The sequence below is a fragment of the Streptomyces globisporus C-1027 genome (assembly GCF_000261345.2).
Classification (GTDB): Bacteria; Actinomycetota; Actinomycetes; order Streptomycetales; family Streptomycetaceae; genus Streptomyces; species Streptomyces pakalii.
Map to the genome: position 1 here is coordinate 6,833,958 of NZ_CP013738.1, position 25,702 is coordinate 6,859,659.

A 25,702-nucleotide genomic window follows, 5' to 3' on the forward strand; every position below is an offset into this window, starting at 1 on the left:
GCTGTCAGAACGCTGTGGTCATCCCATCAGGGGCCGGACGGTGGTCTTGCTCCGAGGCCCCGGGCAGCCGGAGGGCGAACGTCGACCCCGCGCCCTCGGTGCTCGTCGCCTCCGCCGTGCCGCCGTGCGCCTCGACCAGTTTGCGGACGATGGCCAGGCCCAGGCCGCTGCCGCCCGTGCGGCGGCTGCGGGACTTCTCGGCGCGCCAGAACCGGTCGAAGACATGGGGGAGGTCGTCCGCGGGGATACCGGATCCGGTGTCGGTCACCTCGATCACCACCGTCCCGCCGCCGATCACGACCGTCCCGCAGCCATCCTCGGAGGCGTACGCACGCAGCGTCACCCGCCCGCCCTCCGGCGTGTGCCGTACGGCGTTGGACACCAGGTTCCCCACTGCCTGCCGCAGCCGGACCGGGTCCGCGCTCAACGCCGGGCCCGGGGCGGTTGCCGTGACGGCGAGCGTGACGCCCGCGTTCTCCGCCCGCGCCTGGTGCGCGGCGGCGACCTGGCCCAGCAGCTCCCGGACCTCGACGGGTTCCGGGTGCAGGCGCAGCGCCCCCGCGTCGGCCGCCGCCAGGTCCTGGAGGTCGTCGATGATGTGCTGGAGCAGCACCGCCTCCTCCAGCAGCGAGGAGACGAACGCCGGGTCGGGGTCGGCCAGTCCGTCCTGGGCGGCCTCCAGCCAGCCCCGGATGTTGCTCAGCGGGGTGCGCAGCTCATGGGCGACATCGCTCACCATCGCCTTGCGCTGCTCCTCCAGCCGCGCCCGATGGGCCGACATGTCGTTGAACGCCGCGGCCAGCCGCCCGACCTCGTCGTCCCCCGACACGGGCACCGACGCCGGCTGCTCCCCGTCCCGCATCCGCTGCGCGGCGCCGGTCAGCGCGTGCAGCGGGCGCACCAGCCGGGCTCCCGCGAACACCGAAGCGCCCACCGTGAGGGCCAGCACGAGCGCCGCTGCTCCGGCGATCCTGGCGGTGTTCGTCGGGGAGAGGTCGAAGCCGGGCAGCGTCGCGCCGCCCTCGTCGCCGATGAAGAGGAGGGCGGGGGACGCCACGTACGAACTGAGCTGCTCGGTCCGGGCCGTGCCCACACAGGACGCGATGGCCCGGTCGTTCTCCCCGGTCAGCTCCGGCATCTCGACCGACGGCGCGGTCTGCTCCGCCGGGGCGTCGCGCGGCGCGGGCACCGGCCGCGGTACGACCGCCCCGGGTTCGCCCGGCACGGCCACCGGGGCCGGATCGCCCCAGGACAGATCGTTGTTCAGCCGCACGCCCTCGCGGCCCTGGCGCTTCAGGCAGGCGTCGGCCAGCTCGGTGAGCGCGTCGAGCGCCTTGCGTTCCGAACGGGTGGGCGTGTCCAGGGCGGCGAGATCGCAGCGGGTGCCGAGCGCGCGTTCGGGGTCGTTGCCGACGATCTGCACCCGGGGGCGGCCGCTCGCGCCGACCACCACGTCCGAGGCGATCCCCGCCCGGTTCAGGCACGCCACCTTGTCGTCGGCCGTCCGCCGCAACGCCCGGCTGTCGGCCGCCGAGAGCCGGAAAGGACCCACCGCCCGGGGGTCGATCCGGTCGGCGCCCGTCCCCTGCCCGTCGGTGCCGCGCGCCGCCAGAACGGTGTCCACGGACAACGGGTCGACCACGGCCGACGCCTGCGGCGGAAGCGCCGGGGCGGCCTCCCCGGTGGCGGAGTCGGCGAGCGGCTGCCGGCCCTGGGTGGTCAGGGCGACCCGGCGGCCCGACTCACGCGCCAGCTCGCGGACCGTCGCCCCGACCCCGTCCCAGGTCGGGTTGCGGGCGGCGTACTCCAGCAGGGTGTCGTAGATCCGGGCGTCCGCGGTGAGGTTCTGCCCCTGCTCCTGCTTGATGGCGCCCGAGGTGGTCTGTACGGCGATCCAGGCCGTGGCCGCCACCGAACACGCGGCCACCAGCGCCGAGACGGCGAGGAGCCGCCCCAGCAGGCTCCGCCGCAGCGGCAGCCGCGCCCGGTCCGGCCGGCCCCGCTCCCGGGCGCCGTGCCCGCGTGCCCTACGCACGCCGGGCCGCGGCCTTCGCCGGGTCGGTGAGTTTGTAGCCGACGCCGAAGACGGTGAGCAGCCGCTCCGGCCGCCGAGGGGCCCGTTCGATCTTCTTGCGCAGGTTCATGACGTGTACGTCGACGGTCCGGGCGCTGATGTAGCGGTCGAACCCGTGGAGTTCCTCCAGGAGCCGCTGACGGCTGAACACCCGGTCCGGTTCCGCTGCCAGGGCCGCCAGGATCCGGAACTCGCCCGGGGTGCACTCGACCGTCCGGTCATCCACCGACACCTCGTGCCGGTCCGGGTCGACCACGAGGGTGCCGACGCGCAGCGCCGGGTCCTCGGCCACCGGCTCCGGGGCGGCGGTCCTGCGGGTGCGCCGCAGGAGGGTGCGGACCCGGGCCATCAGCTCGCGCGGGCTGTAAGGCTTGGTCATGTAGTCGTCGGCGCCGAGGTCGAGACCGAGCAGGAGATCGTCCTCGGTCGACCGAGCGGTCAGCATCAGCACGGGCAGTTCGCGGCCCTCGGACCGCAGCACCCGCACCACGTCCAGGCCGTCGGCCCGGGGCATCATCACATCGAGAACCAGCAGGTCGGGTTCCCGGTGCCGGACGGCGTCGAGCACGGCGAGGCCGTCGCCCACGATCCGCACGGCGTGTCCTTCCCGTTCCAGATAGCGGCGTACGAGCTCGGCCTGCTTCTCGTCGTCCTCGGCGACCATGACGTCTGCGCACACGCCCCCGATCGTAGAGCGGCGGGACTGCGGTGGGAGGCCGGGGCGGGTTCCGGCCTTGCGCAAGACGGGCCGGCGTCGTTCGGGGTTCGGACGAAAATGAGAGCGAACTGGGCCCAAGGGTTCACGGAACCTCCTTATAGTGGGGCCGCGTTGATCGTATGGTCGCAACGCGCGAAGTCGCCGCCACTGGAGTCCGTACGATGACGAACCCCTCGTCCGCCACGCCCGCGTCCCCGACCGGTACCGGCGGCGGCTGTCCCGTGGGCGCCGGTACGGGCGCCGTCGCGCTCGGGGGCCCCGGCTTCGACGCCGAACCCCATGAGCTCTACCGCTCCATGCGGCGCGAGCACGGTCCCGTCGTCCCGGTCGAGCTGCCCGGCGGCTTTCCCGCCTGGCTGGTGATCGGCTACCGGCAACTCCACCAGGTCACCAGCGACGGGGAGTTGTACCCCCGGGACGTCTCCCTGTGGAACCAGTGGGGCAACATCCCCGCCGACTGGCCGCTGCTGCCCATGGTGGGGACCCCGATGCCGTCCATCTACTTCACCGCCGGAGCCGAGCACCGCCGCCATGTCGACATGGTCGTCCCCGCCCTCGAAGGGGCGGACCCCTTCGAAATCCGGCAGCACTGCGAGCAGTTGGCCGACCGGCTCATCGACGCCGTGTGCAGCCGCGGAACCGCCGACCTCGTCGCCGAGTTCGCCGAGCCGCTGCCCGTGCTCGTGCTCGCCCGGCTCGTCGGCTTCCCCGACGACGAGGGCGCCGACATCGCGCGCGTGCTCAAGGACCTCGCCGACGGCGGCCCCGACGCACAGAAGGCGCACCTGCGCTTCGGCGATCACATGCAGCGGCTCGTCGCGGACAAGCGGGCCCGGCCCGGCGACGACGTGACCTCGCGGATGCTGGCCCATCCGGGGCCGTTCACCGACGAGGAGTACGCGCTCGACCTGATGGCCATCACAGCCGCCGGCCACCTGACGACCGCCGACTGGATCAGCAACTCCACCCGGCTGATGCTCACCGAGGACCAGTTCGCCGACGCGCTGTCCGGCGGCCGGCACAGCGTCGCCGAGGCCATGAACGAGGTGCTCTGGGAGGACGGCCCCACCCAGATCCTGGCCGGTCGCTGGGCCGCGCGCGACACCCGGCTCGGCGGCCGGAGCATCGCCCGCGGCGACATGCTGCTGCTCGGCCTCGGCGCCGCCAACGCGGACCCCCACATCCGGCAGCAGGTCACCGCCTCCGCCGTCCGCTCCGGGCAGGGCGGCAACAGCGCCCATCTTGCGTTCAGCCACGGCGAGTACCGCTGCCCCTTCCCCGCCCAGGAGATCGCCGAGATCATCGCCCGTACCGGCATCGAAGTGCTGCTCGACCGGCTGCCCGATCTCCAACTGGCCGTCCCCGCCACCGACCTGGTCCGCCGGCCGTCCGCCTTCCTGCGTGGCACGACCGCGCTGCCCGTCCGCTTCGCCCCCGTACGCACGACAGGAGACGCGTTGTGAACTGCCCGCACGCCGAAGCCGCCCGAGCCGGCCGGAATGCCGGGGTCATGACCATCGACCCCATGGTCCAGGACCTGGACGGCGAGACCGTACGGCTGCGCGACGCCGGGGTCCTCGCCCGGATCGATCTGCTCGGCGTCCCGGCCTGGACGGTCACCCGGCACGCCGAGGCACGCCAACTCCTGGTCGACCCGCGGCTGGTGAAGGACATCGACGCCTGGGGCCTGTGGCAGAGCGGAGTGGTGACACGTGCCTGGCCGCTGATCGGCATGATCGACGCCGGGCGCTCCATGTTCACCGTCGACGGGGCCGAACACCGGCGGCTGCGCACCAAGACCTCGCAGGCGCTGACCCCCCGCCGCCTGGAGGCGATCCGCCCGGACATCGAGAAGTTCACCGACGAACTGCTGGACGCCCTCGACGCGGCACGCGGCGAGGACGGGGTCGTCGACCTGAAAGCGGTCTTCGCCCAGCCGCTGCCGATGAAGGTCGTCGGCATGCTGATGGGCGTCGACGAGTCCCAGCACGCCATGCTCACCCGGCAGTACAAGGCGTTCTTCTCCATGCTCACCCCGCAGGACGAACGCCTTGCCCTGCTCGCCGAGTTGGACGTCTTCTACACCGACCTCGTACGGGAGAAGACCGCCCGGCCCACGGACGACCTCACCAGCGCGCTGATCCTGGCCGAGGAGGGCGGCGAACCGCTCACCGAGGAGGAGGTGGTGGGCAACCTCAAGGCCATGGTCGCCGCCGGACACGAGACCACCATCGGACTCGTCCTCAACGCCGTACGTGCCCTCCTCTCCCACCCCGACCAGCTGCGCAAGGTGCTCGACGGGGAGATCGGCTGGGACGCGGTGGTCGAGGAGACGCTGCGCTGGGACACCCCCACCACCCACCTGCTGATGCGGTTCGCCACCGAGGACATAGCCGTCGGCGACGAAGTGATCAGCAAGGGCGAGGGAGTCGTCATCTCCTACCGGGCCATCGGCCGCGACTTCGAGCAGCACGGCCCCGACGCCGACGCCTTCGACATCACCCGGCCCACCCGCAACCGCCACATGACCTTCGGTCACGGCCCGCACATCTGCCCCGGCGCGGCCCTGTCGCGCGTCGAGGCGGGTATCGCGCTGCCCGCCCTGTTCGCGCGCTTCCCCGGACTCCGCCTCGCCGTCCCGGACGAGGAGATCACCAGACTTCCCGTGATGACGCAGAACGACATGGCCGCCCTCCCCGTCCTCCTGGGCTGACGTCACGACCGGCGGGGCCCGGCAAGATCCTGGTTGCCGAACCCCTCTTGCGGCTGCGGTGCGCTCCGGGACGCCGCTCCCACCGCCCCGGCCGCCCCGGCTCGTCCCGGCGGCGGAACGCACCCACTGGCGTGACGTACGGGGCGCGCTCTCCCTCCGCCCGGACGCCGCGACGGACCCGGCGGCGGACGCCGCACCGGGCCAGGCGGACATCCTGCTGGTCCACGGTGAGGCCGCATCGGCACGGGAGGCGTACCGGGAGCAGGCGGCGGCGACTACGGGGGACCCGCATCTGCTGGCGGGCCGGCTGCTGGCGCACACCGCCCTCCACCCCGGCCACCGAAGGCTCCTCGCCCGTCCGGAGAGGTTCGCCGCCGCCGTCGAGAGGGAGGGGCCGGAGGTGTGGGAGCGCGCGGCGCACCGGCTGGCGTCGCCCGGATCACCCGTCTGACCAGCACTGAGCCGTTCGGGAGGGGGCTCCGGGAAGTGGCCCGCCGAGGCCGTCACGCGTGAGGCGCATCACTCTGCGTGAAATTCTCGGCATACATTCCGTCGGACTGGGGAGGGGTCCAGGCCGCTGGTGCGCCGGATGTCGGCCCGCCATGCGTACGCCCCGGCCGAAACCGGAGGGGGCATTTCAGGCACGGAAGGCTAAAAACGACATGTCGGCGCTCAGCACCATCCACATCGACGGCGTCTGGCGGGCCGCCGAATCCGGCGCGACCCGCGAGGTCCTCGATCCCGCCGACGCCACGGTCCTGGCCGTCGTCGCGGAGGGCGGCGTGGCGGACACCGACGCGGCGATCGCGGCGGCCCGCCGTGCCTTCGACGACGGCCCCTGGCCGCACCGGCCCGTCGCCGAGCGGGCCGGGCTGCTGCGCCGGGTCGCCGAGCTGCTCCAACGGGACCGCGAGGAGATCGCGATCACCGAGAGCCGCGACACCGGCAAGACCCTGGAGGAGGGCCGGGTCGACGTCGACGACGTCACAGGAGCCTTCCGCTACTTCGCCGACCTCGTGATGAACGAGAGCGGCGGCCGGGTCGTCGACGCGGGCGACCCCGACGTCCACAGCATCGTCGTCCACGAGCCCGTCGGCGTCTGCGCCCTCATCGCGCCCTGGAACTACCCCCTCCTCCAGGCCAGCTGGAAGATCGCCCCGGCCCTCGCCGCAGGCAACACCTTCGTGCTCAAGCCCAGCGAGGTCACCCCGCTCTCCACCGTCCACCTGATCAAGCTGCTCGCCGAGGCCGGGCTCCCCGACGGGGCCGCCAACCTCGTCACCGGCGCGGGCGACCCGGTGGGCGCCCGGCTCTCCGAGCACCCGGACGTCGACCTGGTCTCCTTCACCGGCGGCCTCGCCAGCGGTACGAAGGTGGCCCAGGCCGCCGCGCCGACCGTGAAGAAGGTGGCCCTGGAGCTCGGCGGCAAGAACCCCAACGTGGTCTTCGCCGACGCCTGCGCCACCGACGAGGGCTTCGACACCGCCGTCGACCAGGCCCTGAACGCGGCGTTCTTCCACAGCGGCCAGGTCTGCTCCGCCGGGGCCCGCCTGATCGTCCAGGACTCCATCAGCGAGCGCTTCGTCACCGAGCTGGCCCGCCGCGCCGACGCCATCCGCCTCGGCCGGGGCACCCTCGACGGCGTCGAGTGCGGCCCCCTCGTCTCCGCCCAGCAGCTCGCCAAGGTCGAGGCGTACGTCGCCTCCGCCCGCGAGGAGGGCGCCATCGTCCGGGCCGGCGGCGAGCGCCCGAAGCCCAGCGACGTACGCCCCGAGGGCGGCTACTTCTACCGGCCGACCGTCCTGGACGGCTGCCACCGCGAGATGAAGGTGGTCCGCGAGGAGACCTTCGGCCCGATTCTCACCGTCGAGACCTTCCGTACCGAGGAAGAGGCCATCACGCTGGCCAACGACACCGACTACGGGCTCGCGGGCGCCGTCTGGACGACCGACGCCGGCCGCGCCCGCCGGGTCGCCGGACGGCTGCGCCACGGCACCGTCTGGATCAACGACTACCACCCCTACCTCCCGCAGGCCGAGTGGGGCGGCTTCGGGAAGTCCGGCACAGGACGCGAGCTCGGCCCGACCGGCCTCGCCGAGTACCGCGAGTCCAAGCACATCTACCAGAACCTCAACCCGCGCCCCCAGCGCTGGTTCGCCGGCTGACGCCTGCGGGGGCCGAGCCGCAACCGCCCGGCCACGCCCGGCTGTTCGCAGCACCACGCACACGCACGAACCTTGCAGAAGGAGCAGTGACCGATGCCTTCCACCCCCCGCAGCACCGCCGTCCCCGACCCCGAAGGACCCGTGGCCGACTACGTGATCGTCGGCGGCGGCACCGCCGGATCGGTCATCGCCTCCCGGCTCACCGAGGACCCGGACGTGACCGTCACGGTCATCGAGGGCGGCCCCACCGACATCGACCGCGACGACGTGCTGACCCTGCGCCGCTGGCTCGGCCTCCTCGGCGGCGACCTCGACTACGACTACCCGACCACCGAACAGCCGCGCGGCAACAGCCACATCCGGCACAGCCGCGCCCGCGTCCTCGGCGGCTGCTCCTCGCACAACACGCTGATCAGCTTCAAGCCGCTGCCCGGCGACTGGGACGAGTGGGCCGAGGCGGGCGCCGAGGGCTGGGGCGCGGCCGCGATGGACCCGTACTTCGCCAAGCTGCGCAACAACATCGTCCCGGTGGACGAGAAGGACCGCAACGCCATCGCCCGCGACTTCGTCGACGCCGCCCAGGAGGCGGCGGGGGTCCCGCGCGTGGACAGCTTCAACAGCAAGCCGTTCCACGAGGGCGTCGGCTTCTTCGACCTCGCCTACCACCCCGAGAACAACAAGCGCTCCTCCGCGTCGGTGGCCTACCTCCACCCGCACATCGAGGCCGGCGACCGCCCGAACCTCCGCATCCTGCTGGAGACATGGGCGTACCGGCTGGAGTTCGACGGCACCCGCGCCACCGGCGTCCACGTCCGCACGAAGGACGGCGAGGAGATCCTGCTGCGCGCCGCCCGTGAGGTCATCGTCTGCGCGGGCGCGGTCGACACGCCCCGGCTGCTGATGCACTCCGGGATCGGCCCCCGCGAGGACCTGTCCGCCCTGGGCATCGACGTCCGCCACGACCTCCCGGGCGTCGGCGAGAACCTGCTCGACCACCCCGAGTCCGTCATCGTCTGGGAGACCGACGGGCCCATCCCGGAGAACTCCGCGATGGACTCCGACGCGGGTCTCTTCGTCCGCCGCGACCGCGGATCCCGGGGCCCGGACCTGATGTTCCACTTCTACCAGATCCCCTTCACCGACAACCCGGAGCGGCTCGGCTACGAGAAGCCCGAGCACGGCGTGTCGATGACCCCGAACATCCCCAAGCCGCGCAGCCGGGGCCGCCTCTACCTCACGAGCGCCGACCCCGAGGTCAAGCCGGCCCTGGACTTCCGCTACTTCACCGACGAGGACGACTACGACGGCCGCACCCTGGTCGACGGCATCAAGCTCGCCCGGGAGATCGCCCGCACCGAGCCGCTGGCCCACTGGCTGAAGCGCGAGGTCTGCCCCGGCCCCGAGGTCACCTCGGACGAGGACATCAGCGAGTACGCCCGCAAGGTCGCCCACACCGTCTACCACCCGGCGGGCACCTGCCGGATGGGCGCCACCGACGACCACGAGGCCGTCGTGGACCCGCAGTTGCGCATCCGGGGCCTGGAAGGCATCCGGATCGCCGACGCGTCCGTCTTCCCGACGATGCCCGCCGTCAACCCGATGATCGGGGTCCTCATGGTCGGCGAGAAGTGCGCCGAACTCCTCGCCGACCAGGCGCGCGGTACCGCGCCGGCCGCGGGAACCAGCACCAGCACCGGAGGCGATGCCCGATGACCGGAACCGAGACCCTCAAGGCCACCGGGCCCGCCGGGAACACAGGAGCCACCGGAACCGGTGAGAACCCGGTGTTCTCCGTGCGCAACCTCTGGAAGGTCTTCGGCCCCAAGGCCGACCGGATCCCCGGCAGCGAGCACGCATCGCTCCCGCCCGCCGAACTCCGCGAGGCCACCGGCTGCACCGCCGCCGTCCGCGACGTCTCCTTCGACGTCCGCAAGGGCGAGGTGTTCGTCGTCATGGGCCTGTCGGGCTCCGGCAAGTCGACCCTCGTACGCTGTCTGACCCGGCTGATCGAGCCGACCAGCGGCACCCTCGCCATCGACGGCGAGGACGTCCTCGCGATGGACCGCTCCCGGCTGCGTGAACTGCGCCGCCACCGCGCCGCGATGGTCTTCCAGCACTTCGGACTCCTGCCGCACCGGACGGTGTTGGACAACGTCGCCTACGGCCTGGAGATCCAGGGCCTGAGCAAGGCCGAACGCCGCTCCAAGGCAGCCGAGTTGGTGGCGAAGGTCGGTCTCGAAGGGCTGGAGGACCGTCGCCCCTCGCAGCTCTCCGGCGGCCAGCAGCAGCGCGTCGGGCTCGCCCGCGCGCTCGCCGTCGACCCGTCCGTCCTCCTCTTCGACGAGCCGTTCAGCGCGCTGGACCCGCTGATCCGCCGCGAGATGCAGGACGAGGTGGTCCGGCTGCACCGCGAGGAGGGCCGCACCATGGTCTTCATCACCCACGACCTCAGCGAGGCCCTGCGCCTGGGCACCCGGATCGCGCTCATGCGGGACGGCGGCATCGTCCAGCTCGGCACCCCCGAGGAGATCGTGGGCTCGCCCGCCGACGACTACGTCCGCGAGTTCGTCCGCGACGTCCCGCGCGAGCAGGTCCTCACCGTCGCCACCGCCATGCGGCCCGCGCTCGCCGGGGAGAGCGAGCGCGGCCCGGCCGTACGCCCCGAAGCCACCGTCTCCGAGGCCATCGAAGCGGTCTCCCGTTCCGGCGACCCCGTCGCCCGGGTGATGGACGGCGGCCGCCTCGTCGGTGTCGTCGACCACGCCTGCCTGCTCGACGTCGTCGCCGGAACGTCCGGACCCGGCGCGGCGGCCACGCCCGCGCCGACCGCCTCCGTGTCCGGGGCCACCGACGCCCCCGACGCACCGGACGGCTCCCGCGAGGTGACTTTCTGATGGCCACCGCACAGGCCACCTCGGCCCGCCCCGCCGCCGCGGGCGCGCGCCGGGGGCCGCTGGCCGCCCTCCGCGACCGCCCCGCCGCCGCGAAGCTCCTGCTGCTCGTGCTCGTCGCCGCCGTCGTCGTGCCCGTCGTGCACGGCCGCTGGGGCGGCGGGATCTGGCCCGGGGCGCTGACCGCCGACCTCTCCGCCCCGCTCGGCGAGATCACGGACTGGATCGTCTCCAACCGCGACAGCCACCCGCTGTTCCTCTACTTCTTCGGCCACATCAGCAACGCCGTCGTCCTCTCCGTACGCGGCGTCTATCTGGTCCTCCTGGCCCTCGGCTGGGCCGGCGTCACCGTGTTCGCCGCCGCCGTCGCCTGGCGCGTCGCCGGGATCCGGCTCGCCCTCACCGCGGGCGTGTCGTTCCTGCTCTGCGGGCTGCTCGGCATGTGGGTGCCGACCATGCAGACGCTCGCGCTGATGGTCGTCGCCGTCCTCGCCTCCGTGGTGCTGGGGCTGCTCCTGGGCCTCGCCGCCGGTCTGTCCGACCGGGTGTTCCGCATTCTGCGCCCGGTGCTCGACACCATGCAGGTGCTGCCCGCCTTCGCCTATCTGCTGCCGGTGGTGCTGGTGTTCGGCATCGGCGTGCCCGGTGCCGTCCTCGCCACCGTCGTGTACGCGGCTCCGCCGATGGCCCGGCTCACGGCGCTCGGCCTGCGCGGCGCGGACGGCGGCGTCATGGAGGCCGTCACCTCGCTCGGCGCGACCGGACGCCAGCGGCTGCTGAGCGCCCGGCTCCCGCTGGCCCGCAAGGAACTGCTCCTCGGCCTCAACCAGACCATCATGATGGCGCTCTCCATGGCCGTCATCGCCTCCGTGATCGGCGCGGGCGGCCTCGGCGACCGCGTCTACCAGGCGCTGTCCTCCGTGGACGTCGGCGCCGCCCTCGCCGCGGGCATCCCGATCGTGCTGCTGGCCGTCGTGCTGGACCGTACGACGGAGGCGGCGGGACGCCGTATCGGCACCGAGCCCACCGGCCCGGCCCTGCTGCGCGGCTGGCGCGGCTGGTCCCTGGCCGCCGCGGTCACCGCGGCCGTCGCCGTCGTCGGACGGGCCACCGACGGCCAGGTCTGGCCCGACGAGCTGACCGTGGCCATCGCCGGCCCTGTCAACACCGCCAAGGACTGGATGGTCGACCACCTCTACACCGGGGTCCCCGTCGTCGGCGGCACCGCCGACCTCGCCTCCCACTTCACCAGCGGCGTCCTCAACCCCCTGCGCAGCGGCCTCACCGGTCTGCCCTGGTGGTCGGTGCTGCTGATCGTCGCCGCCCTCGCCTGGACCATCGGCACCTGGCGCACCGCCGCCACCGCCGTCCTCGCCATGGCCGCGATCGGCGTACTCGGTGTGTGGGAGCCCTCGATGGACACCCTCAGCCAGGTGCTCGCCGCCGTCGCGGTCACCCTGGTCATCGGCTTCGGCGTCGCCGTCGGCGCGGCCCGCAGCGAACGCCTGGAGCGGCTGCTGCGCCCGGTCCTGGACGTCTTCCAGACCATGCCGCAGTTCGTCTACCTGATCCCCGTCGTCGCCCTGTTCGGCGTCGGCCGCGCCCCCGCCGCCGCTGCCGCGGTCGTCTACGCGCTGCCCGCCGTCATCCGCATCACCACCCAGGGGCTGCGGGGCGTCGACCCGGCGGCGATGGAGTGCGCGCGTTCGCTCGGGGCGACCCCGGGCCAGCAACTGCGCCAGGTCCAGATCCCGTTGGCCAGGCCCTCCCTGCTGCTCGCCGTCAACCAGGCGGTCGTGCTGGTCCTCGCCGTCGTCATCATCGGCGGACTCGTCGGCTCCGGCGCCCTCGGTTACGAGGTCGTCCTCGGCCTCGCCCAGGGCGACCTGGCCACCGGACTCGTCGCCGGAGCGGCGATCGTCTGCCTGGGCCTGATGCTCGACCGGGTCACCCAGCCCACCACCCGCCGCCAGCGACAGGAGAGCTGAGATGAACCGCTCCCGTACGCGCCTGATCACGGCGCTGTCGTCGGCCGCCGCCCTGCTCGCCACGGCGGGCTGCGGCGCCGCCGACATGACCAAGCAGGCCTCCCCGTTCGCCGCTCCCGCCGGGGTCAAGACGGTGACGCTCTCCGTCCAGTCCTGGGTCGGCGCCCAGGCGAACGTCGCCGTCGCCGAACAACTCCTCAAGGAGGAGCTCGGCTACCGCGTCGACCTCGTCCAGACCGACGAGGTCCTCGCCTGGGACGCCCTCAGCCAGGGCCGCGTCGACGCGATTCTGGAGGACTGGGGCCACCCGGACCAGGAGAAGCTGTACATCGACGAGAAGAAGACCATCGTCCGGGGCGGCGACCTCGGCGTCACCGGCCACATCGGCTGGTACGTCCCGAAGTACTGGGCCGACAAGAACCCCGACGTCACCGACTGGAAGAACCTCAACAAGTACGCCGACGAGCTGAAGACCGCCGAGAGCGGCGGCAAGGGCCAGCTGATGGACGGTTCGCCGTCCTACGTCACCAACGACGTGGCCCTGGTGAAGAACCTGGACCTGGACTACAAGGTGGTCTTCGCCGGCTCCGAGGCGGCCCAGATCACCCAGATCCAGCAGTTCGCCAAGGAGAAGAAGCCCTTCCTCAGCTACTGGTACCAGCCGCAGTGGCTGTTCAACGAGGTGCCGATGGTCGAGGTGAAGCTCCCCGAGTACACGGACGAGTGCGCCGCCAAGGACCCGAAGGACATCGACTGCGCGTACCCGACGACGCCGCTGCAGAAGTTCCTCAACGCGGACTTCGCCGAGCGCGGCGGTGACGCGTCCGCGTTCCTGAAGAAGTTCCACTGGTCGGAGAAGGACCAGAACGAGGTGTCCGAGATGATCGCCTCGCAGAAGCTCACTCCCCAGGAGGCGGCGAAGCGCTGGATCGAGCGCCACCCGGACGTCTGGAAGAAGTGGCTGCCCAAGGGCTGACACGCTCCGGTGCCCGGCCCCCCTGAAGGGGGCCGGGCACCGGGTCGACTGATGTGCGCCCGGCGCCCGGCCCCCTTCCCCAGGGACCGGGCGCCGTCCCGTCACCGCGCCCGGACCGTCGCCGTGACGTCCCGGTCCGGCTGGAGCGTCAGGCCCGTCACCGGCGTGACCTCGCTCTGGTCGACGTCCAGGGTGAAGCGGCGGGCCAGCACGGCCAGCAGGAGGACGGCCTCCACCATCGCGAAGCGCGTACCGATGCAGACCCGGGGGCCACCGCCGAACGGGAACCACGCGTACTCCGCGATCTCGTCGCCGCCCTCCGCGTCCCAGCGCTCGGGCCGGAACTCCTCCGGCTCCGGGAACCACCGCGCGTCGCGCTGTGCGGACCACTGGCTGGCCCACACCCGGGTGCCCTCCTCGATCGGCAGGCCCCCGATCACCGCCCCTTCCTTCGCGACACCGGTGATCAGCCAGACCGCCGGGTACAGCCGCAGGGTCTCCTTCACCACGGCCTGGGTGTACGTCAGCCGGGCGTAGTCGTCGAAGCCGGGCTCCCGCTCGCCGAGCACCCGGTCCAGCTCCTCGGCGAGCGCGTCGCGCACCCGGGGGTTGCGGCCGAGCAGATACCACGCCCACACCAGCGTCGTACTCGTCGTCTCGTGACCGCCGATGTACAGGGTGACCGTCTCGTCGCGGATCTCGTCGTCCGTGAGGTGCGTCCCGCTCTCGTCGACCGCGGTGAGCAACCGGCTGAGCAGGTCGGGGCGTTCCTCCTCGCCGTCCCGGTGCCGGGCGACGACCCGGCCCACCTCTGCGTCGATGACGGCGGCGGCCTTCCTGATGCGCACCCGGCCCGGTGTCGGCACCCAGTCGGGGAGCAGCGCGCCGATCCCGGCGAACTCCTTGCCGATCTCCATCTGGGCGACATCCATCGCCCGGCCCATCGCCTCGGAGTCCGCCGGGGTGTCGACGCCGAAGATCGTGCGCACGGCGATCTTCTGCGTCAGCGCGGCCATCTCCTGCTTGACGTCGATCCGTTGGCCGTCCGACCAGCGGTCCGCCAGCTCCACCGCCGAGTCCGCCATCGTGGCCGCGTACGACCTGACCTGCTTGGGCCGCACCGAGGGCTGCACCAGCGAGCGTTTGCGCCGCCAGTCCCGGCCCCGCGCCACGAGCATCCCGTTGCCCAGCACCGTACGGAAGGCGATACCGAGCTTCGGCTGGTCGAAGGTGTGCTCGGTCTCGGTGAGCAACTCGCCTATGCAGTCGGGGTCGGAGAGGAAGACGCACCGGTTGCGGCCGAACCGCCAGCGCACCATGTCCCCGTGCCCACGCAGGAGTTCGAAGAAGGCCAGCGGGTTCTTCCCGAACTGCGGCAGGTTCCCCACCAGCGGCAGCCCCTTGGGCCCCGGCGTGAACGCGTGGCCGCGAGGCTGGGTGTCGAGCGCCGGACCGGTCTGCGTGGACATCGAGGAACTCCGTTCCCTGGGGCGCGCCACTGCCGACGCGCGACCGTTCGAACCCCATCGAACAGGATGGGGGCGGCACTCCACCAGGACGTCGGCAGGGCGTGGCCGAAATCCGCCAGACGCCTTACGGGGTGAGCGAGTTGTCGAGGGTGGCCCCAGCCGCCCACGGATGCGAACAGGGATTGCGGGCGGAGTTTCGACCCCGTGCGAGAATCCCGCCATGCCGATGGATCCGCTCGTCTCCCGCGCCCGTGCGCTGTGGCAGGAGCTGGCGGCCGCACCGGGCGCCGCCTTCGGAACCCCCGGCCGCCCGGAAGTCCTTGTCTCCCCGGACTCGGCCGTCGCGCCGCCGTCCTGGGTGGGAGTGGTGGCCGTCGGGGACGCCGCGCTGATCACCGCACCGACCGGCCGCGCCGCGGAATCCGTACGTTCCGCGCTGACCGGCCTGACGACCGCCGCGCTCACCGACCCCGCCACCGTCGCCCGACTTCTGCCGGTGGCCGACACGCTCGGCCCGGCGGCCCTGGGCTACCTCGCCCCGGAAGCCCTCCGTCCGGCCGGACGAACAGCAGCCCCGACCACGCGCCTGTCTCCCGGCCATGCCGCGCTACGGGCGCTGTTGGCGGAGGCGGGCCCGTCGGACGCGGGCGAGAGCGGGCTGGCGGACGTCACCTCACCGGTGTTCGTCGTCCGCCGGGGCACGGAGGTGCTCGCCGCCGCCGGGTACGAGCACTGGCCGCGCGACACCGCGCACCTCTGCGTGCTGACCGCACCGGACGCGCGGGGCCGGGGCCTCGCCCGGCAGGCGGCGCACGCGGCGACCGCGCACGCCCTCGCCGCCGGCCTGCTGCCGCAGTGGCGGGCCCGGCCGCCCGCGTCCCGCCGGGTCGCGCGGGCGCTGGGCTACCGGGAAGTGGGGCGTCAGCTGAGCGTACGGCCGGCCTGAGCAGATCCGGAGCCGTCCGCGCGCACCGCCGCTCCCGCCTGCCGGGGCACCACGACGATCTGGACGTCGTCCTCGTACACGACCTTGCCGGGATCCGCCGACTCCAGCCGCTCACACGGCACCCCGTGGGCGGCCAACAACGCGAGATAGCCCGGGATCCGGTCCAGCAGATGGGTCGCCGTCCCCTTGAACCAGGCGACGGCCCCGGGGTTCACGTCAGGGTCGTACACCGACGGGTCGACTCGCGAGGGATCGGTGTACGCGGCGTCGTACCAGTCGTTCCCCGCCCGCCAGAAGCGGTGCTGCTCGTCGCTGAGACGTCCTTCCCGCGCCAGCCCGTTGGCCAGGGCGAAGATGCCCGGGAAATGGCCCCGGGGGCTGCGCTCGGTGCTCTGGAACCGTACGTACGTCGTCGTTCCGTTCATCCCGTTCCTGTCTACCGGGGCGTTCCCCGGCCTCGACGATCCCGCCCTTGCCGGGAGCCAGGATCGCCGAGACCGGGGGAGAGTCGCCAGCGCCGCCACGCAGGTGCGGGGCCGTCCCGCCTGTCAGACGCCGGGCGGTGCGTGGCCCGGGCGGCCCCGTCCCCGCGTCAGCGAGTAGCCGAACACGGCTGCCAGCGCGGCGAGTACGCCACCGCCCACGGTCCACAGCCAGCGGTCGGTCCACCAGCCCGAGGCCCAGCCGTCCTCGGGCTCACCGGTGGCGAGGGTCCGAGGCGCGCCCGAAGCGGCCCCATCGCCTTCGTCACCCGTCTCGCCCGCCGAGGCGACGGAGACGCCCGGCACGAGCGGCTCGGCGAGAGCGCCGCCCCCGTCGTGGCCCCCGCCCAACTCCTTGACGCCCGTCTTCACTTCCACATCGACCGGCAGCCCCAGGTCGGCGGCGGGCAGGTCCACCACCGTGAGGCGGATGTAGTAGCTGCCGGGCAGCGGGTCGTTCGCCCAGGGCTCGGACCAGGCCCGCACGGGCCGCAGGACGCAGGACAGCTCGACGGTGGCCGCGTCGGCCGCGGCCTTACGGGTCTGGTGCCCGTACATGCAGGCCTGGCGGCGGCGCAGCCCGTCGTACACGTCGACCTGCCAGGTGGACGTACCGCGCCGGGCGGCGCTCTCGGGCAGCTTGACGGTGGCCTCGACGATGGGCCGCTGCCCTGCGTCGGCCGGGAACACCCAGTACAGGTAGTCGCCGACCGAGGCCTGGGCGGTGCCGGACTGGCCCTGTTCGAGGGCGGTCGCCGTACGGAATGTGGTGCCGGCCTCGGTGGGTCCGGCCTCGTCTCCGGCGGGGCTCGCGCTCGCCGACGGGTCGTCCGCGAGTGCCGGGCAGGCCGTGGTGAGCAGGGTCAGCCCGGTGAGCAGCGCCCCGGTGAGCGCGAGCCGTATGCCGCGGGTGCGGCAAAGAGGCTTGGTCATCAGTTCGTCCTCCAGACGGCGACACGCCAGCGCGAGAGCCAGCCGGTCAGCAGGCCCGCGACCAGTCCGGTCAGGACGAGCACGCCGAGCAGCCACCAGCCGCGGCCGAGCCCGAAGGCCGCCACGTCCGATGCGTTGTCAGGGCCGTCCACCAGATCCACGGTCAGCTCGACCGGCAGGCCGGGAGACCGCTTCACCGAAGCGGGCGCGGAGAAGGAGTGCGCGAGCTGGAGGCAGACGGTCTCGGCGGCGGGCTCGTCGTCGCCGTCGTCACCGTCCGCCGCCTCGGGCTTCGGATAGCGCAGTCCGGACGAGATCACGTCCGTACGACCGGTCCCGGCCTCGGAACCCCGGACGATCTCGCGCCCGTGCGTGGTCACCGCGCGCAGCAGGACCCCGTAGTCGTTGTCCACGGCACGGTCGGCCGCGACGCTCGCCGAGGCGCGGAGCTCCTGACCGGGCAGCACATCGACGCGGTACCAGCGGTGCTGGCCGATCTCCGAGCGGTCGGTGAAGAGACCCGGCTTCAGCTCGGGCGCACCGGAACAGCTCTTGGCCCCCTCGGTCGCCACGGGAGTGACGACGGGCTCGGCCGCCCGGTCCACCAACTGCTTGACGCGGCCGGAGAGTTCTTCCTTGTGCTGGACGGCGGTGTACGTGCCGCCGGTGGCCTCCGCGATGCAGGTCAGCTGCTGGCGGATCTTGGCGTTGGGCACCAGACCCAGGGTGTCCACGACCAGATGGGTGCCCCGGGCCGCGATCTCCCGCGCCACCTCGCACGGGTCGAGCGGCCCGCAGGTGTCCTCCCCGTCCGTGATGAGGACGATCCGCCGCGAACCGTCTCCGCCCTCCAGGTCGTCGGCAGCGCCGAGCAGGGCGGGACCGATCGGGGTGAACCCGGTGGGGGCGAGGGTGGCGACCGCGGTCTTGGCCTCCGTACGGTCGAGCGGCCCGACCGGGTAGAGCTGCCGGGTGTCCTTGCACCCGACCTTGCGGTCCTCGCCCGGATAGTCCGCACCGAGCGTCCGGATCCCGAGCTGAACCTGCTCGGGCACCGCGTCCAGCACGTCGTTGAACGCCTGCTTGGCGGCGGCCATCCGGGACTGCCCGTCGATGTCCCGGGTGCGCATGGAACCGCTGACGTCGAGCACCAGCTCGACCTTGGGGGAGGGGGCGGCGGGGGCTTCGTCGGCGGCGGCGGGGATGGCGGTGCCGAGCCCGGCGGCCAGGGTGGCGAGCGTTATGCCCACCCCGGCCGTCAGCCGTTTTCTAGTGATCATCGCCGGATCTTATGGAAAATCAGTTCGTATTCCCAACCGGGGGCTTCGGGGTCCGAGGGGGGCGTTCGGCGGCATGGTTCGCGGCGTACGGAATCCTGCCTAGGCTGCGGCCATGGGGATGGATCTCACGTTGTTCATGGCGGACTGGGAGCGGTTGGGCGCCGTCCCCGTCGATGACCGGATCGGTCTGCTGGATGACATGGCCTGGCTATGGGGCCCCCGGGAGTCTTGCGGCCCCGGGCGCGGGCGGGCCGACGGCTGGCTCTGGCCTCCGGGCCTGGAGCCGGCGTGGTGTGCCGGGTACAGCTTCTTCACCACCAACGGCGCCCATGCGCCGCATGTCCGCGCGGGCTCCGCATGGGCTGACATGCGGTCGCTCGTCGATGCTTCCGTGCGTGAGCCGATGGACACCTTCCTCGACGGTCTGGTCCGGGACGCGGTGCCGGCCTTCGCCGGTGGCGGGGGATTCTTCCCGTCTGCCGTCGACCCGTGGCATCGGCGCGTCCTGCTGGCCTGCCCTCCGGAGGTGCTGCCGGGCAAGGCACGGGCCTGGGAACGGGTGGAACCGCGCCTGGAGGAACTGAGGGAGCCGTTCGCCGCCGAGTGCGAAGGCTGGGCGGGCCGCCCGGAGACCTTCGAAGGCTTCACCGCGTTGGTACGGGAATGGGGTGCCGTGACGATGACCGCCGCCGGACGCGGCTGGGGTCTGGTCGGCCTGCCGTGATGCCCTGGCTTCATAGCGGGCCGAACCCCGGCTCCGGCCGGTGCTTCAGCCGCCGAGCAACGGCTCCGACGCCCGCTCCAGGACCGAGGTGACCCGCTCCCAGGTCTCCGTGTCCCGTTCCACCGGCGGCAGCTGACGGTCCGTCCCGGACTGCTGCCAGGCCGTCGCCAGCGCCACCGGGTCGCCGCCGCCCGCGGCCGAGGCGGCCAGTGCCGCCGCGCCGAGGGCGACCAGTTCTCCGATGCCCGGGATGAACAGCGGGCGGCCGGAGAGGCGGCGTACCGTCTCCACCCACATCCGGCCCTGCGCCCCGCCGCCGATCAGGCGCAGCGGGCGGGCGGCGACCTCGGGGGCGGCAGGGTCGAGGCCGCAGGCCGACAGGAGTTCGTCCGTGGCGCGCAGCACGGTGACGGCCGCGCCCTCGTAGGCGGCGCCCAGCAGTTGCTGCCGGGTCGTGTCGTGGCGGAGTCCGGTCAGCAGGCCGGAGGCGGTGGGCAGGTCGGGGGTCCGTTCGCCGTCCAGGTACGGGAGCAGCACCGCTTCGCCGCCGGGCGCCGCGTCCTCGCGGTCAAGGCCCAGCAGGGACGCCACCTTGTCCACGGCGAGCGTGCAGTTGAGGGTGCAGGCCAGCGGGAGGTACGTACCGTCGGCGGCGGCGAACCCGTTGAGCGCGGCGGACGCGGGGCGGGTGCGGGAGGCCGCGAACACCGTGCCGGAGGTGCCGAGGCTCAGGGCCGGGTGGTCCAGCAGCCCCGCGCCGCCGAGACCGAGGCCCACGGCGGCACTCATGTTGTCGCCGGTGCCGGCCGCCACCGCGATGCCCGTGGGGAGGCCGAGCGCCTGGGCCGCCGCTTCGGTGAGCGAGCCGATCCGGGCCGCCCCGGTGGGCGCCACCTCCGGGAGCAGGGCCGCGTCGAGACCGAGGAGGTCAAGCAGTTCGGGGTCGTACGCGCCGGTCGCGGTGGAGTACCAGCCGCTGCCCGAGGCGTCCCCGGGGTCGGTGGCGGCGACACCCGCGAGGCGCTCGGTCAGGAAGTCGTGGGGGAGCCGGACGCCCGCCGCGTCCGCCGCGCTCGCCGGGTCGTTCTCCCGCAGCCACTGCCACTTGGAGGCGGTGATGGACGCCACCGGCACGGACCCGGTCCGCGCCGTCCAGGCTTCCGGTCCGCCGAGCGCCTCGGTGAGCGCGGCGGCCTGCGGCGCGGAGCGGGTGTCGTTCCACAGCAGCGCGGGACGCAGCGGCCGGCCCGTCCGGTCCAGCACGACGAGCCCGTGCTGCTGCCCGGCCACCGCGATCCCGGTGACCGCGCGGGCGGGGAGGCCGGACTCCTTCAGCCCGGCGGCCACCGCCTCGCACAGCGCCCGCCACCAGATCTCCGGATCGCTCTCCCGGGCCCCCGCCTCGCCGGTGACCACATGCGCGGCGCGCCCCACGGCGAGCTGCTCGCCGGTTCCGGCATCGATGAAGGCTGCCTTGGTGGACTGGGTCGAACTGTCCACGCCGATGACGACGGCGGGTGACGGCATGGGGGCCTCTTTCGCGCTGCGCGTGCTGGGTACCTGGCATTCACGTGCCGATCATTCGGCTGCGGCACGAACAAATTACGGGATGCGTGAGCCGCTGCACAGGGGGGTGCGGACGTTCCTCGCGGCAAGGGGGTTCCGTGCCGGGGGCGCGGTGTGCTTGATTAGTCATGACACTGAACAAATAGGGGTGCCGGGCTCGCCGCCGGGCGTCCCGACAGCAGGCGAAGGCGGTCGGACGACGATGACGGAACGCTTCACCCCCACCCCCGAGGACAAGTTCAGTTTCGGCCTGTGGACCGTGGGCTGGCAGGGCCGGGACCCCTTCGGCGACGCGACCCGCGCGGCCATCGACCCCGTCGAGTCCGTGCAGCGGCTCGCGGAGCTGGGCGCCTGGGGCGTGACCTTCCACGACGACGACCTGATCCCCTTCGGCGCGCCGGAGACCGAGCGCGAGACGATCGTCAAGCGCTTCCGGCAGGCGGTCGACAGCAGCGGACTCGTTGTGCCCATGGTGACGACGAACCTCTTCACGCACCCCGTCTTCAAGGACGGCGGGTTCACCGCCAACGACCGCGACGTACGCCGTTACGCGCTCCGCAAGACCCTGCGCAACATCGACCTCGCCGTCGAGCTGGGCGCGAAGACGTTCGTGGCATGGGGCGGCCGCGAGGGCGCCGAGTCCGGCGGGGCGAAGGACGTCCGCCTCGCCCTGCACCGGATGAAGGAGGCCTTCGACCTGCTCGGCGAGTACGTCACCGAGCAGGGCTACGACCTCCGCTTCGCCGTCGAGCCCAAGCCCAACGAGCCGCGCGGCGACATCCTGCTGCCCACCATCGGCCACGCCCTGGCCTTCATCGAGCGCCTGGAGCGCCCCGAACTGGTCGGCGTCAACCCGGAGACCGGGCACGAGCAGATGGCCGGGCTCAACTTCCCGCACGGCATCGCCCAGGCCATGTGGGCGGACAAGCTGTTCCACATCGACCTCAACGGCCAGTCCGGCATCAAGTACGACCAGGACCTGCGCTTCGGCGCCGGCGACCTGCGCCAGGCGTTCTGGCTCGTCGACCTGCTGGAGAGCGGCTACGAAGGCCCGCGCCACTTCGACTTCAAGCCCCCGCGCACCGAGGACTACGACGGCGTCTGGGCCTCGGCCGCGGGCTGTATGCGCAACTACCTCATCCTCAAGGAGCGGGCCGCCGCCTTCCGCTCCGACCCCGAGGTGCGGGCCGCGCTGCGGGCCTCCCGCTTGGACGAACTGGCGCGCCCGACCGCGGGGGACGGCCTGGCCGAGCTGCTCGCCGACCGCACGGCGTACGAGGAGTTCGACGTGGACGCGGCGGCGGAACGCGGGATGGCGTTCGAGGCGCTGGACCAGCTCGCCATGGACCACCTGCTCGCCGTCCGCTGACGTACGGGGGACCTAGCGGCTGGGCCGGGGCGGCTGACGTACGTGATGCCACTCCGGCTGGGCCGGGGCCGCTGACGTACCCGGGGACCCACCGGGTGGGCCGGGGCCGCTGACGGACCGGCTGAGTGGGGGCCGGGGCCGGGGCGTTCCCGGCCCCGGCCCCGCTCGCTCACCCGCCCGCCGGCTCCGCGTACGCCACCGGATCGTCCAGCACGTCCTGCACCACGAGCGCCGCCGCGCCCCGCGCCGCGTCCCCCGCCACCGACGACGCCCGCAGCCGGCCGCTGCCGGGCGACCAGAGACCCGACACCACCCGCCCCGTCAGCTCCTCGTCGGCGGGCGGCGCCAGCCACGGCATCAGGCCCCGGTAGATGCCGCCGAGCACCACCGCGTCGGGGTCGACCAGATTCACCGCCCCCGACAGCACCCGGCCCAGCATCCGGCCCGCCTCACCGATCGCGGCCACCGCACGCGGGTCCTCCGCCGCCGCGCGCCGCTCCAGCTCCAGCACTCCGGAGGCGCCGCCGGTCTCCGCGATCCCGGCCGCCCGCAGCAGCGCCGCCTGTCCGGCGTACTGCTCCAGGCACCCCCGCGACCCGCACCGGCACTCCGGACCCGCCGGATCCACCACCACATGGCCGATCTCCCCGGCGAAACCGTGCGCCCCGCGCAGCAGTTCGCCGTTCAGGACGAGCGCCCCGCCGACCCCGATCTCCCCGGTCAGATAGAGGAAGCTGCGGACGTCCCCGAGCCCGCCGAACCACAGCTCGGCCAGGGCCGCGAGATTGGCCTCGTTCTCCGAGGCGACCGGCAGCGCCGGACGGCCGGGGCGCAGGGCGGCCAGCGCGTCGGCGAACAGTTCCTGCGCCGGGACCTCGTTCCAGCCGAGGTTGGGGGCCTGCCGCACCGACCCGCCGGAGACGAGACCCGGCAGCGCCAGCGCCGCGCCCACCGGACGCAACTCCTGCTCGTACGCCGACTCCAGGGTCCGCGCCGCGAGCCGGGCCGCCCGTGCCAGCGCCTCCTCGGCGGGCGCGCCCCGGTTGTCGAGGTGTTCGGTCTGCCGTACCCGGCCGGTGCCCGCCAGATCCACGACGCACACCGAGACGTAATCGATGTTGATCTCCACGCCGAGCCCGGCGGGACCGGTGCGGGCCACCTTGAGCGCGGTGCCGGGGCGGCCGGCCTGGCCGCTGAACGTCTTGCCCGACTCGGTGAGGAACCCGCTGTCCATCAGCTGCTCGACGAGCGAGGACACCGCGGCCCGGGTCAGCCCGACCCGGGCGGCCACTCCGGCGCGCGTGGCGTCGCCGCGCTCGCCCTCGTCCCGCACGGCACGCAGTACCAGGCTCAGATTGTGCCGTCGCACGGTGTCCTTGTCGGCCTTGGGCCCCAGCGGAGTGAGGATGCTCTTCATATCGTCGCCGAGCCTATGTGATGCGGGGCTCCGGGAGGGCGGTACGAGAAGGGCGGCCCCGGCCCTCCGGCCGGAACCGCCCTCCACCGGGTGTCTTGCCGGTCAGGGCTTGGCGCCCCGGTCCTTCAGCATGTCCGCCATCAGCCCGATCTCCGACTGCTGGCCCCGGACCATGCCCTCCGCCAGATTCCGGATGGCGTCCGTCTTCGCCGCACCGGCGGCGGCCTGCGCCATGTCGGCGCCAGCGCGATGGTGCACGGTCATCAGCCGCAGGAACAGGATCTCGGCCTTCTCGTCCTTCGCGGCCGCGAGCGCCGCCAGTTCCGCGTCGGTCGCCATGCCCGGCATCAGCGAACCGTCGCCGGTCGGTGTGAAGGTGTGTCCCATCCACTTCATCGGCGGTCCGGCCGCGCTCTTCGGCAGCCCCCACATCTCCAGCCAGCCCAGCATCATGCCGCGCTGATTGGCCTGGGTGTTGATGATGTCGTACGCGAGCCGCCGCACGTCCTCGTCGCCGGTGCGGTCCCGCACGATGAACGACATCTCGACCGCCTGCTGGTGGTGGATCGCCATGTCCCGGGCGAAGCCCGCGTCCACGGAGTCCTCCGCCGGGGCGGACTGCGAGGACGCCCCGGACGGGGAGGCCGCGGAGGGGCGGACGACCATCAGCGCCACCAGTCCCAGCGCGACGAGGAGCACCGAGGCTCCCGCGAGGACCAGCCGGCGGGTGGAGCGGGCGGGCGCGAGGGCGGTCACTTGTCCAGCCCGCCGGTGCAGGCGGCCCCCGGCTCGGGGGTCTGCGGGCCCTGCACGTACTTGGTGAAGAACTGGTCGACCCGGTCGTCCGAGGCGTCCTTGACCGTGACCTGCTTGCCCCAGGCGCTGAGCATCAGCGGGTCCTTCTGGTCCTTGACCGGGCTCATCAGGGAGTACGGGGTCGCCTTGACCTTCTTGGTCAGCGCCTCGATGTCCGCGTCCGAGGCCTTGTCGTTGTACGTCACCCAGACCGCGCCGTGCTCCAGCGAGTGCACGGCGTTCTCCTTCGGTATCTCCTGGGTGTAGACGTCCGCGTTGCAGTTCATCCAGACCTGGTTGTGGTCACCCCCGACGGGCGGGTTCATCGGGTAGTCGACCTTGTTCGCCACGTGCTCCTGCGTCAGCTTGTCCCAGCTGCGCTCACCGGTGACGGGCGAGGTCTTGGCCTGCTCGTCCTTCTTCTCCTTCTCGTTGGCCTGCAGCATCAGGTAGCCGCCTCCGGCGACCAGCGCGGCGACGACGGCCACCGAAGCCCCGATGGTGATCATGCGGACCCGGCGCTCACGGGCGCGCTCCTTGCGGCGCGCCTCCTCCAGCTTGGCGCGACGCGCTGCTGCCGGGTTGTTCTGGTTCTTGGCGGAAGCCATGAGAAGTCCTCGTCGTTCAACCGATGCACAAGAGGTCTGTGCATGAGGGGGTAGGGGATGCGGTGCATACGAGAAGCCGCTCCCGGTGAACCGGCGCCGGGGCGCGGCGGGGGAGCGGACCCGGCCTCTAGATCCGTTGGACCTGGAGGCGCAGCTGATCGACGGAAGGCGCACCGTCGTGCGCGGGACCCCTGATGGCCGCGGCCCCCATGAGCGGGGCGGCCGGGGCCAGGGCCACGGGCGAGGGAACGGCAGTGGGGGCGGGCGGCACCGGAAGCACCACGGCCACCGTGTGCGTCGAGCCCCCGTGACACGACGCCCCGAGACCGCGGTCCGACGGCGACGCCAGCACGACCGGTTCGACGGCCGCGTCGGGGGTCGGGGTGAACGCGCGGACGGCGGCCGCTTCGGCCTGGCCCGCCGCGACCGGCACGGCGGCGGACGACGTGACGGCCGAGCAGCAGAAGAGCATGGAGAGCAGAAAGAAGACCCAGCCCAGGGCATAGGGCGCGCGGGAGCGGTACCGCTGCCGGTCGGTCCGCGTGCTCACCCTGGTCATCGCCCGTCATCGTAGTGGGTGCATGAAGA

Annotated in this window: 22 protein-coding genes; 11 read left to right on the forward strand and 11 right to left on the reverse strand. The window is 72.9% G+C overall.

Annotated elements, in window-relative coordinates:
- Window positions 1-4: 4 nt before the first annotated feature.
- Together WQO_RS30165 and WQO_RS30170 are read right to left on the reverse strand one after the other, a co-directional pair.
- Window positions 5-2,035 carry a sensor histidine kinase gene (locus WQO_RS30165; RefSeq protein WP_010058179.1) on the reverse strand — a complete coding sequence of 677 codons (2,031 nt, stop codon included), beginning with the start codon at window positions 2,033-2,035 and terminating at the stop codon, window positions 5-7.
- Entirely contained in the window at window positions 2,028-2,738 is a 711-nt protein-coding gene (locus tag WQO_RS30170) for a response regulator transcription factor (protein ID WP_010058178.1), read from the reverse strand. Before WQO_RS30170 ends, WQO_RS30165 begins: the two co-directional genes overlap by 8 nt.
- A gap of 215 nt (window positions 2,739-2,953) precedes the next feature.
- Between WQO_RS30170 and WQO_RS30175 the strand changes: the two genes are divergently transcribed.
- The 8 genes from WQO_RS30175 (at window position 2,954) to WQO_RS30210 (ending at window position 13,525) form a co-directional block, all read left to right on the forward strand.
- Window positions 2,954-4,255 carry a cytochrome P450 gene (locus WQO_RS30175; protein ID WP_010058176.1) on the forward strand — a complete coding sequence of 434 codons (1,302 nt, stop codon included), beginning with the start codon at window positions 2,954-2,956 and terminating at the stop codon, window positions 4,253-4,255.
- Complete coding sequence (locus WQO_RS30180) at window positions 4,252-5,505, forward strand: cytochrome P450 family protein (protein WP_010058175.1); 1,254 nt, start codon at window positions 4,252-4,254, stop codon at window positions 5,503-5,505. Before WQO_RS30175 ends, WQO_RS30180 begins: the two co-directional genes overlap by 4 nt.
- Before the next feature lie 58 nt (window positions 5,506-5,563).
- Entirely contained in the window at window positions 5,564-5,956 is a 393-nt protein-coding gene (locus tag WQO_RS30185; RefSeq protein WP_010058174.1) for a hypothetical protein, read from the forward strand.
- Window positions 5,957-6,167: 211 nt separating this feature from the next.
- Window positions 6,168-7,670 carry an aldehyde dehydrogenase family protein gene (locus WQO_RS30190; RefSeq protein WP_010058173.1) on the forward strand — a complete coding sequence of 501 codons (1,503 nt, stop codon included), beginning with the start codon at window positions 6,168-6,170 and terminating at the stop codon, window positions 7,668-7,670.
- A gap of 93 nt (window positions 7,671-7,763) precedes the next feature.
- Entirely contained in the window at window positions 7,764-9,383 is a 1,620-nt protein-coding gene (locus WQO_RS30195; RefSeq protein WP_010058172.1) for a GMC family oxidoreductase, read from the forward strand.
- Window positions 9,380-10,564, forward strand: coding sequence for a quaternary amine ABC transporter ATP-binding protein (locus WQO_RS30200; RefSeq protein WP_010058171.1), 1,185 nt, complete (start codon window positions 9,380-9,382; stop codon window positions 10,562-10,564). The genes WQO_RS30195 and WQO_RS30200 overlap by 4 nt, the downstream gene beginning before the upstream one ends.
- On the forward strand, window positions 10,564-12,549 hold the full coding sequence (locus WQO_RS30205) for an ABC transporter permease (RefSeq protein ID WP_010058170.1): 1,986 nt from the start codon (window positions 10,564-10,566) through the stop codon (window positions 12,547-12,549). The genes WQO_RS30200 and WQO_RS30205 overlap by 1 nt, the downstream gene beginning before the upstream one ends.
- Before the next feature lies 1 nt (window position 12,550).
- The gene (locus tag WQO_RS30210) at window positions 12,551-13,525 is read left to right on the forward strand and encodes an ABC transporter substrate-binding protein (protein ID WP_010058168.1); all 975 of its coding nucleotides are present in this window, start codon (window positions 12,551-12,553) and stop codon (window positions 13,523-13,525) included.
- 101 nt (window positions 13,526-13,626) lie between these two features.
- On the opposite strand, the gene WQO_RS30215 is transcribed toward WQO_RS30210, so the two are convergent.
- Complete coding sequence (locus tag WQO_RS30215) at window positions 13,627-14,994, reverse strand: cytochrome P450 (protein WP_010058167.1); 1,368 nt, start codon at window positions 14,992-14,994, stop codon at window positions 13,627-13,629.
- A 220-nt stretch (window positions 14,995-15,214) separates the two neighbouring features.
- On the opposite strand from WQO_RS30215, the gene WQO_RS30220 reads away from it, so the two are divergent.
- Window positions 15,215-15,940, forward strand: a complete 726-nt coding sequence (locus tag WQO_RS30220; RefSeq protein WP_010058166.1) for a GNAT family N-acetyltransferase — start codon at window positions 15,215-15,217, stop codon at window positions 15,938-15,940.
- On the opposite strand, the gene WQO_RS30225 is transcribed toward WQO_RS30220, so the two are convergent.
- The 3 genes from WQO_RS30225 to WQO_RS30235 form a co-directional block, all read right to left on the reverse strand.
- Window positions 15,916-16,365, reverse strand: a complete 450-nt coding sequence (locus WQO_RS30225) for a hypothetical protein (RefSeq protein ID WP_010058165.1) — start codon at window positions 16,363-16,365, stop codon at window positions 15,916-15,918. The two genes, WQO_RS30220 and WQO_RS30225, sit on opposite strands and share 25 nt — an antisense overlap.
- A 123-nt stretch (window positions 16,366-16,488) precedes the next feature.
- Entirely contained in the window at window positions 16,489-17,355 is an 867-nt protein-coding gene (locus WQO_RS30230; protein ID WP_010058164.1) for a hypothetical protein, read from the reverse strand.
- A complete protein-coding gene (locus tag WQO_RS30235) occupies window positions 17,355-18,635 on the reverse strand; it encodes a VWA domain-containing protein (RefSeq protein ID WP_032747897.1) in 1,281 nt (426 codons plus the stop codon). Before WQO_RS30235 ends, WQO_RS30230 begins: the two co-directional genes overlap by 1 nt.
- 112 nt (window positions 18,636-18,747) lie before the next feature.
- On the opposite strand from WQO_RS30235, the gene WQO_RS30240 reads away from it, so the two are divergent.
- Window positions 18,748-19,359: a hypothetical protein gene (locus WQO_RS30240; RefSeq protein WP_107115848.1), complete on the forward strand. Its 612-nt coding sequence runs from the start codon at window positions 18,748-18,750 to the stop codon at window positions 19,357-19,359.
- Between the two features lie 45 nt (window positions 19,360-19,404).
- On the opposite strand, the gene xylB is transcribed toward WQO_RS30240, so the two are convergent.
- Window positions 19,405-20,886 carry a xylulokinase gene (gene xylB, locus WQO_RS30245; RefSeq protein ID WP_010058161.1) on the reverse strand — a complete coding sequence of 494 codons (1,482 nt, stop codon included), beginning with the start codon at window positions 20,884-20,886 and terminating at the stop codon, window positions 19,405-19,407.
- A gap of 241 nt (window positions 20,887-21,127) precedes the next feature.
- Here xylB and xylA point away from each other — a divergent pair, with 241 nt between their 5' ends.
- A complete protein-coding gene (xylA, locus tag WQO_RS30250; protein ID WP_010058160.1) occupies window positions 21,128-22,294 on the forward strand; it encodes a xylose isomerase in 1,167 nt (388 codons plus the stop codon).
- Between the two features lie 169 nt (window positions 22,295-22,463).
- Here xylA and WQO_RS30255 read toward each other — a convergent pair whose 3' ends face one another.
- The 4 genes from WQO_RS30255 to WQO_RS30270 form a co-directional block, all read right to left on the reverse strand.
- Complete coding sequence (locus WQO_RS30255) at window positions 22,464-23,711, reverse strand: ROK family protein (protein WP_010058158.1); 1,248 nt, start codon at window positions 23,709-23,711, stop codon at window positions 22,464-22,466.
- 102 nt (window positions 23,712-23,813) lie between these two features.
- Window positions 23,814-24,467, reverse strand: coding sequence for a DUF305 domain-containing protein (locus tag WQO_RS30260; RefSeq protein WP_010058156.1), 654 nt, complete (start codon window positions 24,465-24,467; stop codon window positions 23,814-23,816).
- Window positions 24,464-25,114: a DUF3105 domain-containing protein gene (locus tag WQO_RS30265; RefSeq protein WP_010058155.1), complete on the reverse strand. Its 651-nt coding sequence runs from the start codon at window positions 25,112-25,114 to the stop codon at window positions 24,464-24,466. Before WQO_RS30265 ends, WQO_RS30260 begins: the two co-directional genes overlap by 4 nt.
- A gap of 127 nt (window positions 25,115-25,241) precedes the next feature.
- Window positions 25,242-25,673: a hypothetical protein gene (locus tag WQO_RS30270; protein WP_010058153.1), complete on the reverse strand. Its 432-nt coding sequence runs from the start codon at window positions 25,671-25,673 to the stop codon at window positions 25,242-25,244.
- Window positions 25,674-25,702 lie beyond the last annotated feature (29 nt).

Bases quoted from the DNA above. Each gene is read 5' to 3' on its own strand.
- WQO_RS30190 (WP_010058173.1), top strand. From the start codon at position 6,168: ATGTCGGCGCTCAGCACCATCCACATCGACGGCGTCTGGCGGGCCGCC.
- WQO_RS30175 (WP_010058176.1), top strand. From the start codon at position 2,954: ATGACGAACCCCTCGTCCGCCACGCCCGCGTCCCCGACCGGTACCGGC.
- WQO_RS30205 (WP_010058170.1), top strand. From the start codon at position 10,564: ATGGCCACCGCACAGGCCACCTCGGCCCGCCCCGCCGCCGCGGGCGCG.
- WQO_RS30265 (WP_010058155.1), bottom strand. From the start codon at position 25,114: ATGGCTTCCGCCAAGAACCAGAACAACCCGGCAGCAGCGCGTCGCGCC.
- WQO_RS30200 (WP_010058171.1), top strand. From the start codon at position 9,380: ATGACCGGAACCGAGACCCTCAAGGCCACCGGGCCCGCCGGGAACACA.
- WQO_RS30195 (WP_010058172.1), top strand. From the start codon at position 7,764: ATGCCTTCCACCCCCCGCAGCACCGCCGTCCCCGACCCCGAAGGACCC.
- WQO_RS30220 (WP_010058166.1), top strand. From the start codon at position 15,215: ATGCCGATGGATCCGCTCGTCTCCCGCGCCCGTGCGCTGTGGCAGGAG.
- WQO_RS30240 (WP_107115848.1), top strand. From the start codon at position 18,748: ATGGGGATGGATCTCACGTTGTTCATGGCGGACTGGGAGCGGTTGGGC.
- WQO_RS30225 (WP_010058165.1), bottom strand. From the start codon at position 16,365: ATGAACGGAACGACGACGTACGTACGGTTCCAGAGCACCGAGCGCAGC.
- xylB (WP_010058161.1), bottom strand. From the start codon at position 20,886: ATGCCGTCACCCGCCGTCGTCATCGGCGTGGACAGTTCGACCCAGTCC.
- WQO_RS30170 (WP_010058178.1), bottom strand. From the start codon at position 2,738: ATGGTCGCCGAGGACGACGAGAAGCAGGCCGAGCTCGTACGCCGCTAT.
- WQO_RS30255 (WP_010058158.1), bottom strand. From the start codon at position 23,711: ATGAAGAGCATCCTCACTCCGCTGGGGCCCAAGGCCGACAAGGACACC.
- WQO_RS30230 (WP_010058164.1), bottom strand. From the start codon at position 17,355: ATGACCAAGCCTCTTTGCCGCACCCGCGGCATACGGCTCGCGCTCACC.
- WQO_RS30210 (WP_010058168.1), top strand. From the start codon at position 12,551: ATGAACCGCTCCCGTACGCGCCTGATCACGGCGCTGTCGTCGGCCGCC.
- xylA (WP_010058160.1), top strand. From the start codon at position 21,128: ATGACGGAACGCTTCACCCCCACCCCCGAGGACAAGTTCAGTTTCGGC.
- WQO_RS30235 (WP_032747897.1), bottom strand. From the start codon at position 18,635: ATGATCACTAGAAAACGGCTGACGGCCGGGGTGGGCATAACGCTCGCC.
- WQO_RS30215 (WP_010058167.1), bottom strand. From the start codon at position 14,994: ATGTCCACGCAGACCGGTCCGGCGCTCGACACCCAGCCTCGCGGCCAC.
- WQO_RS30270 (WP_010058153.1), bottom strand. From the start codon at position 25,673: ATGACCAGGGTGAGCACGCGGACCGACCGGCAGCGGTACCGCTCCCGC.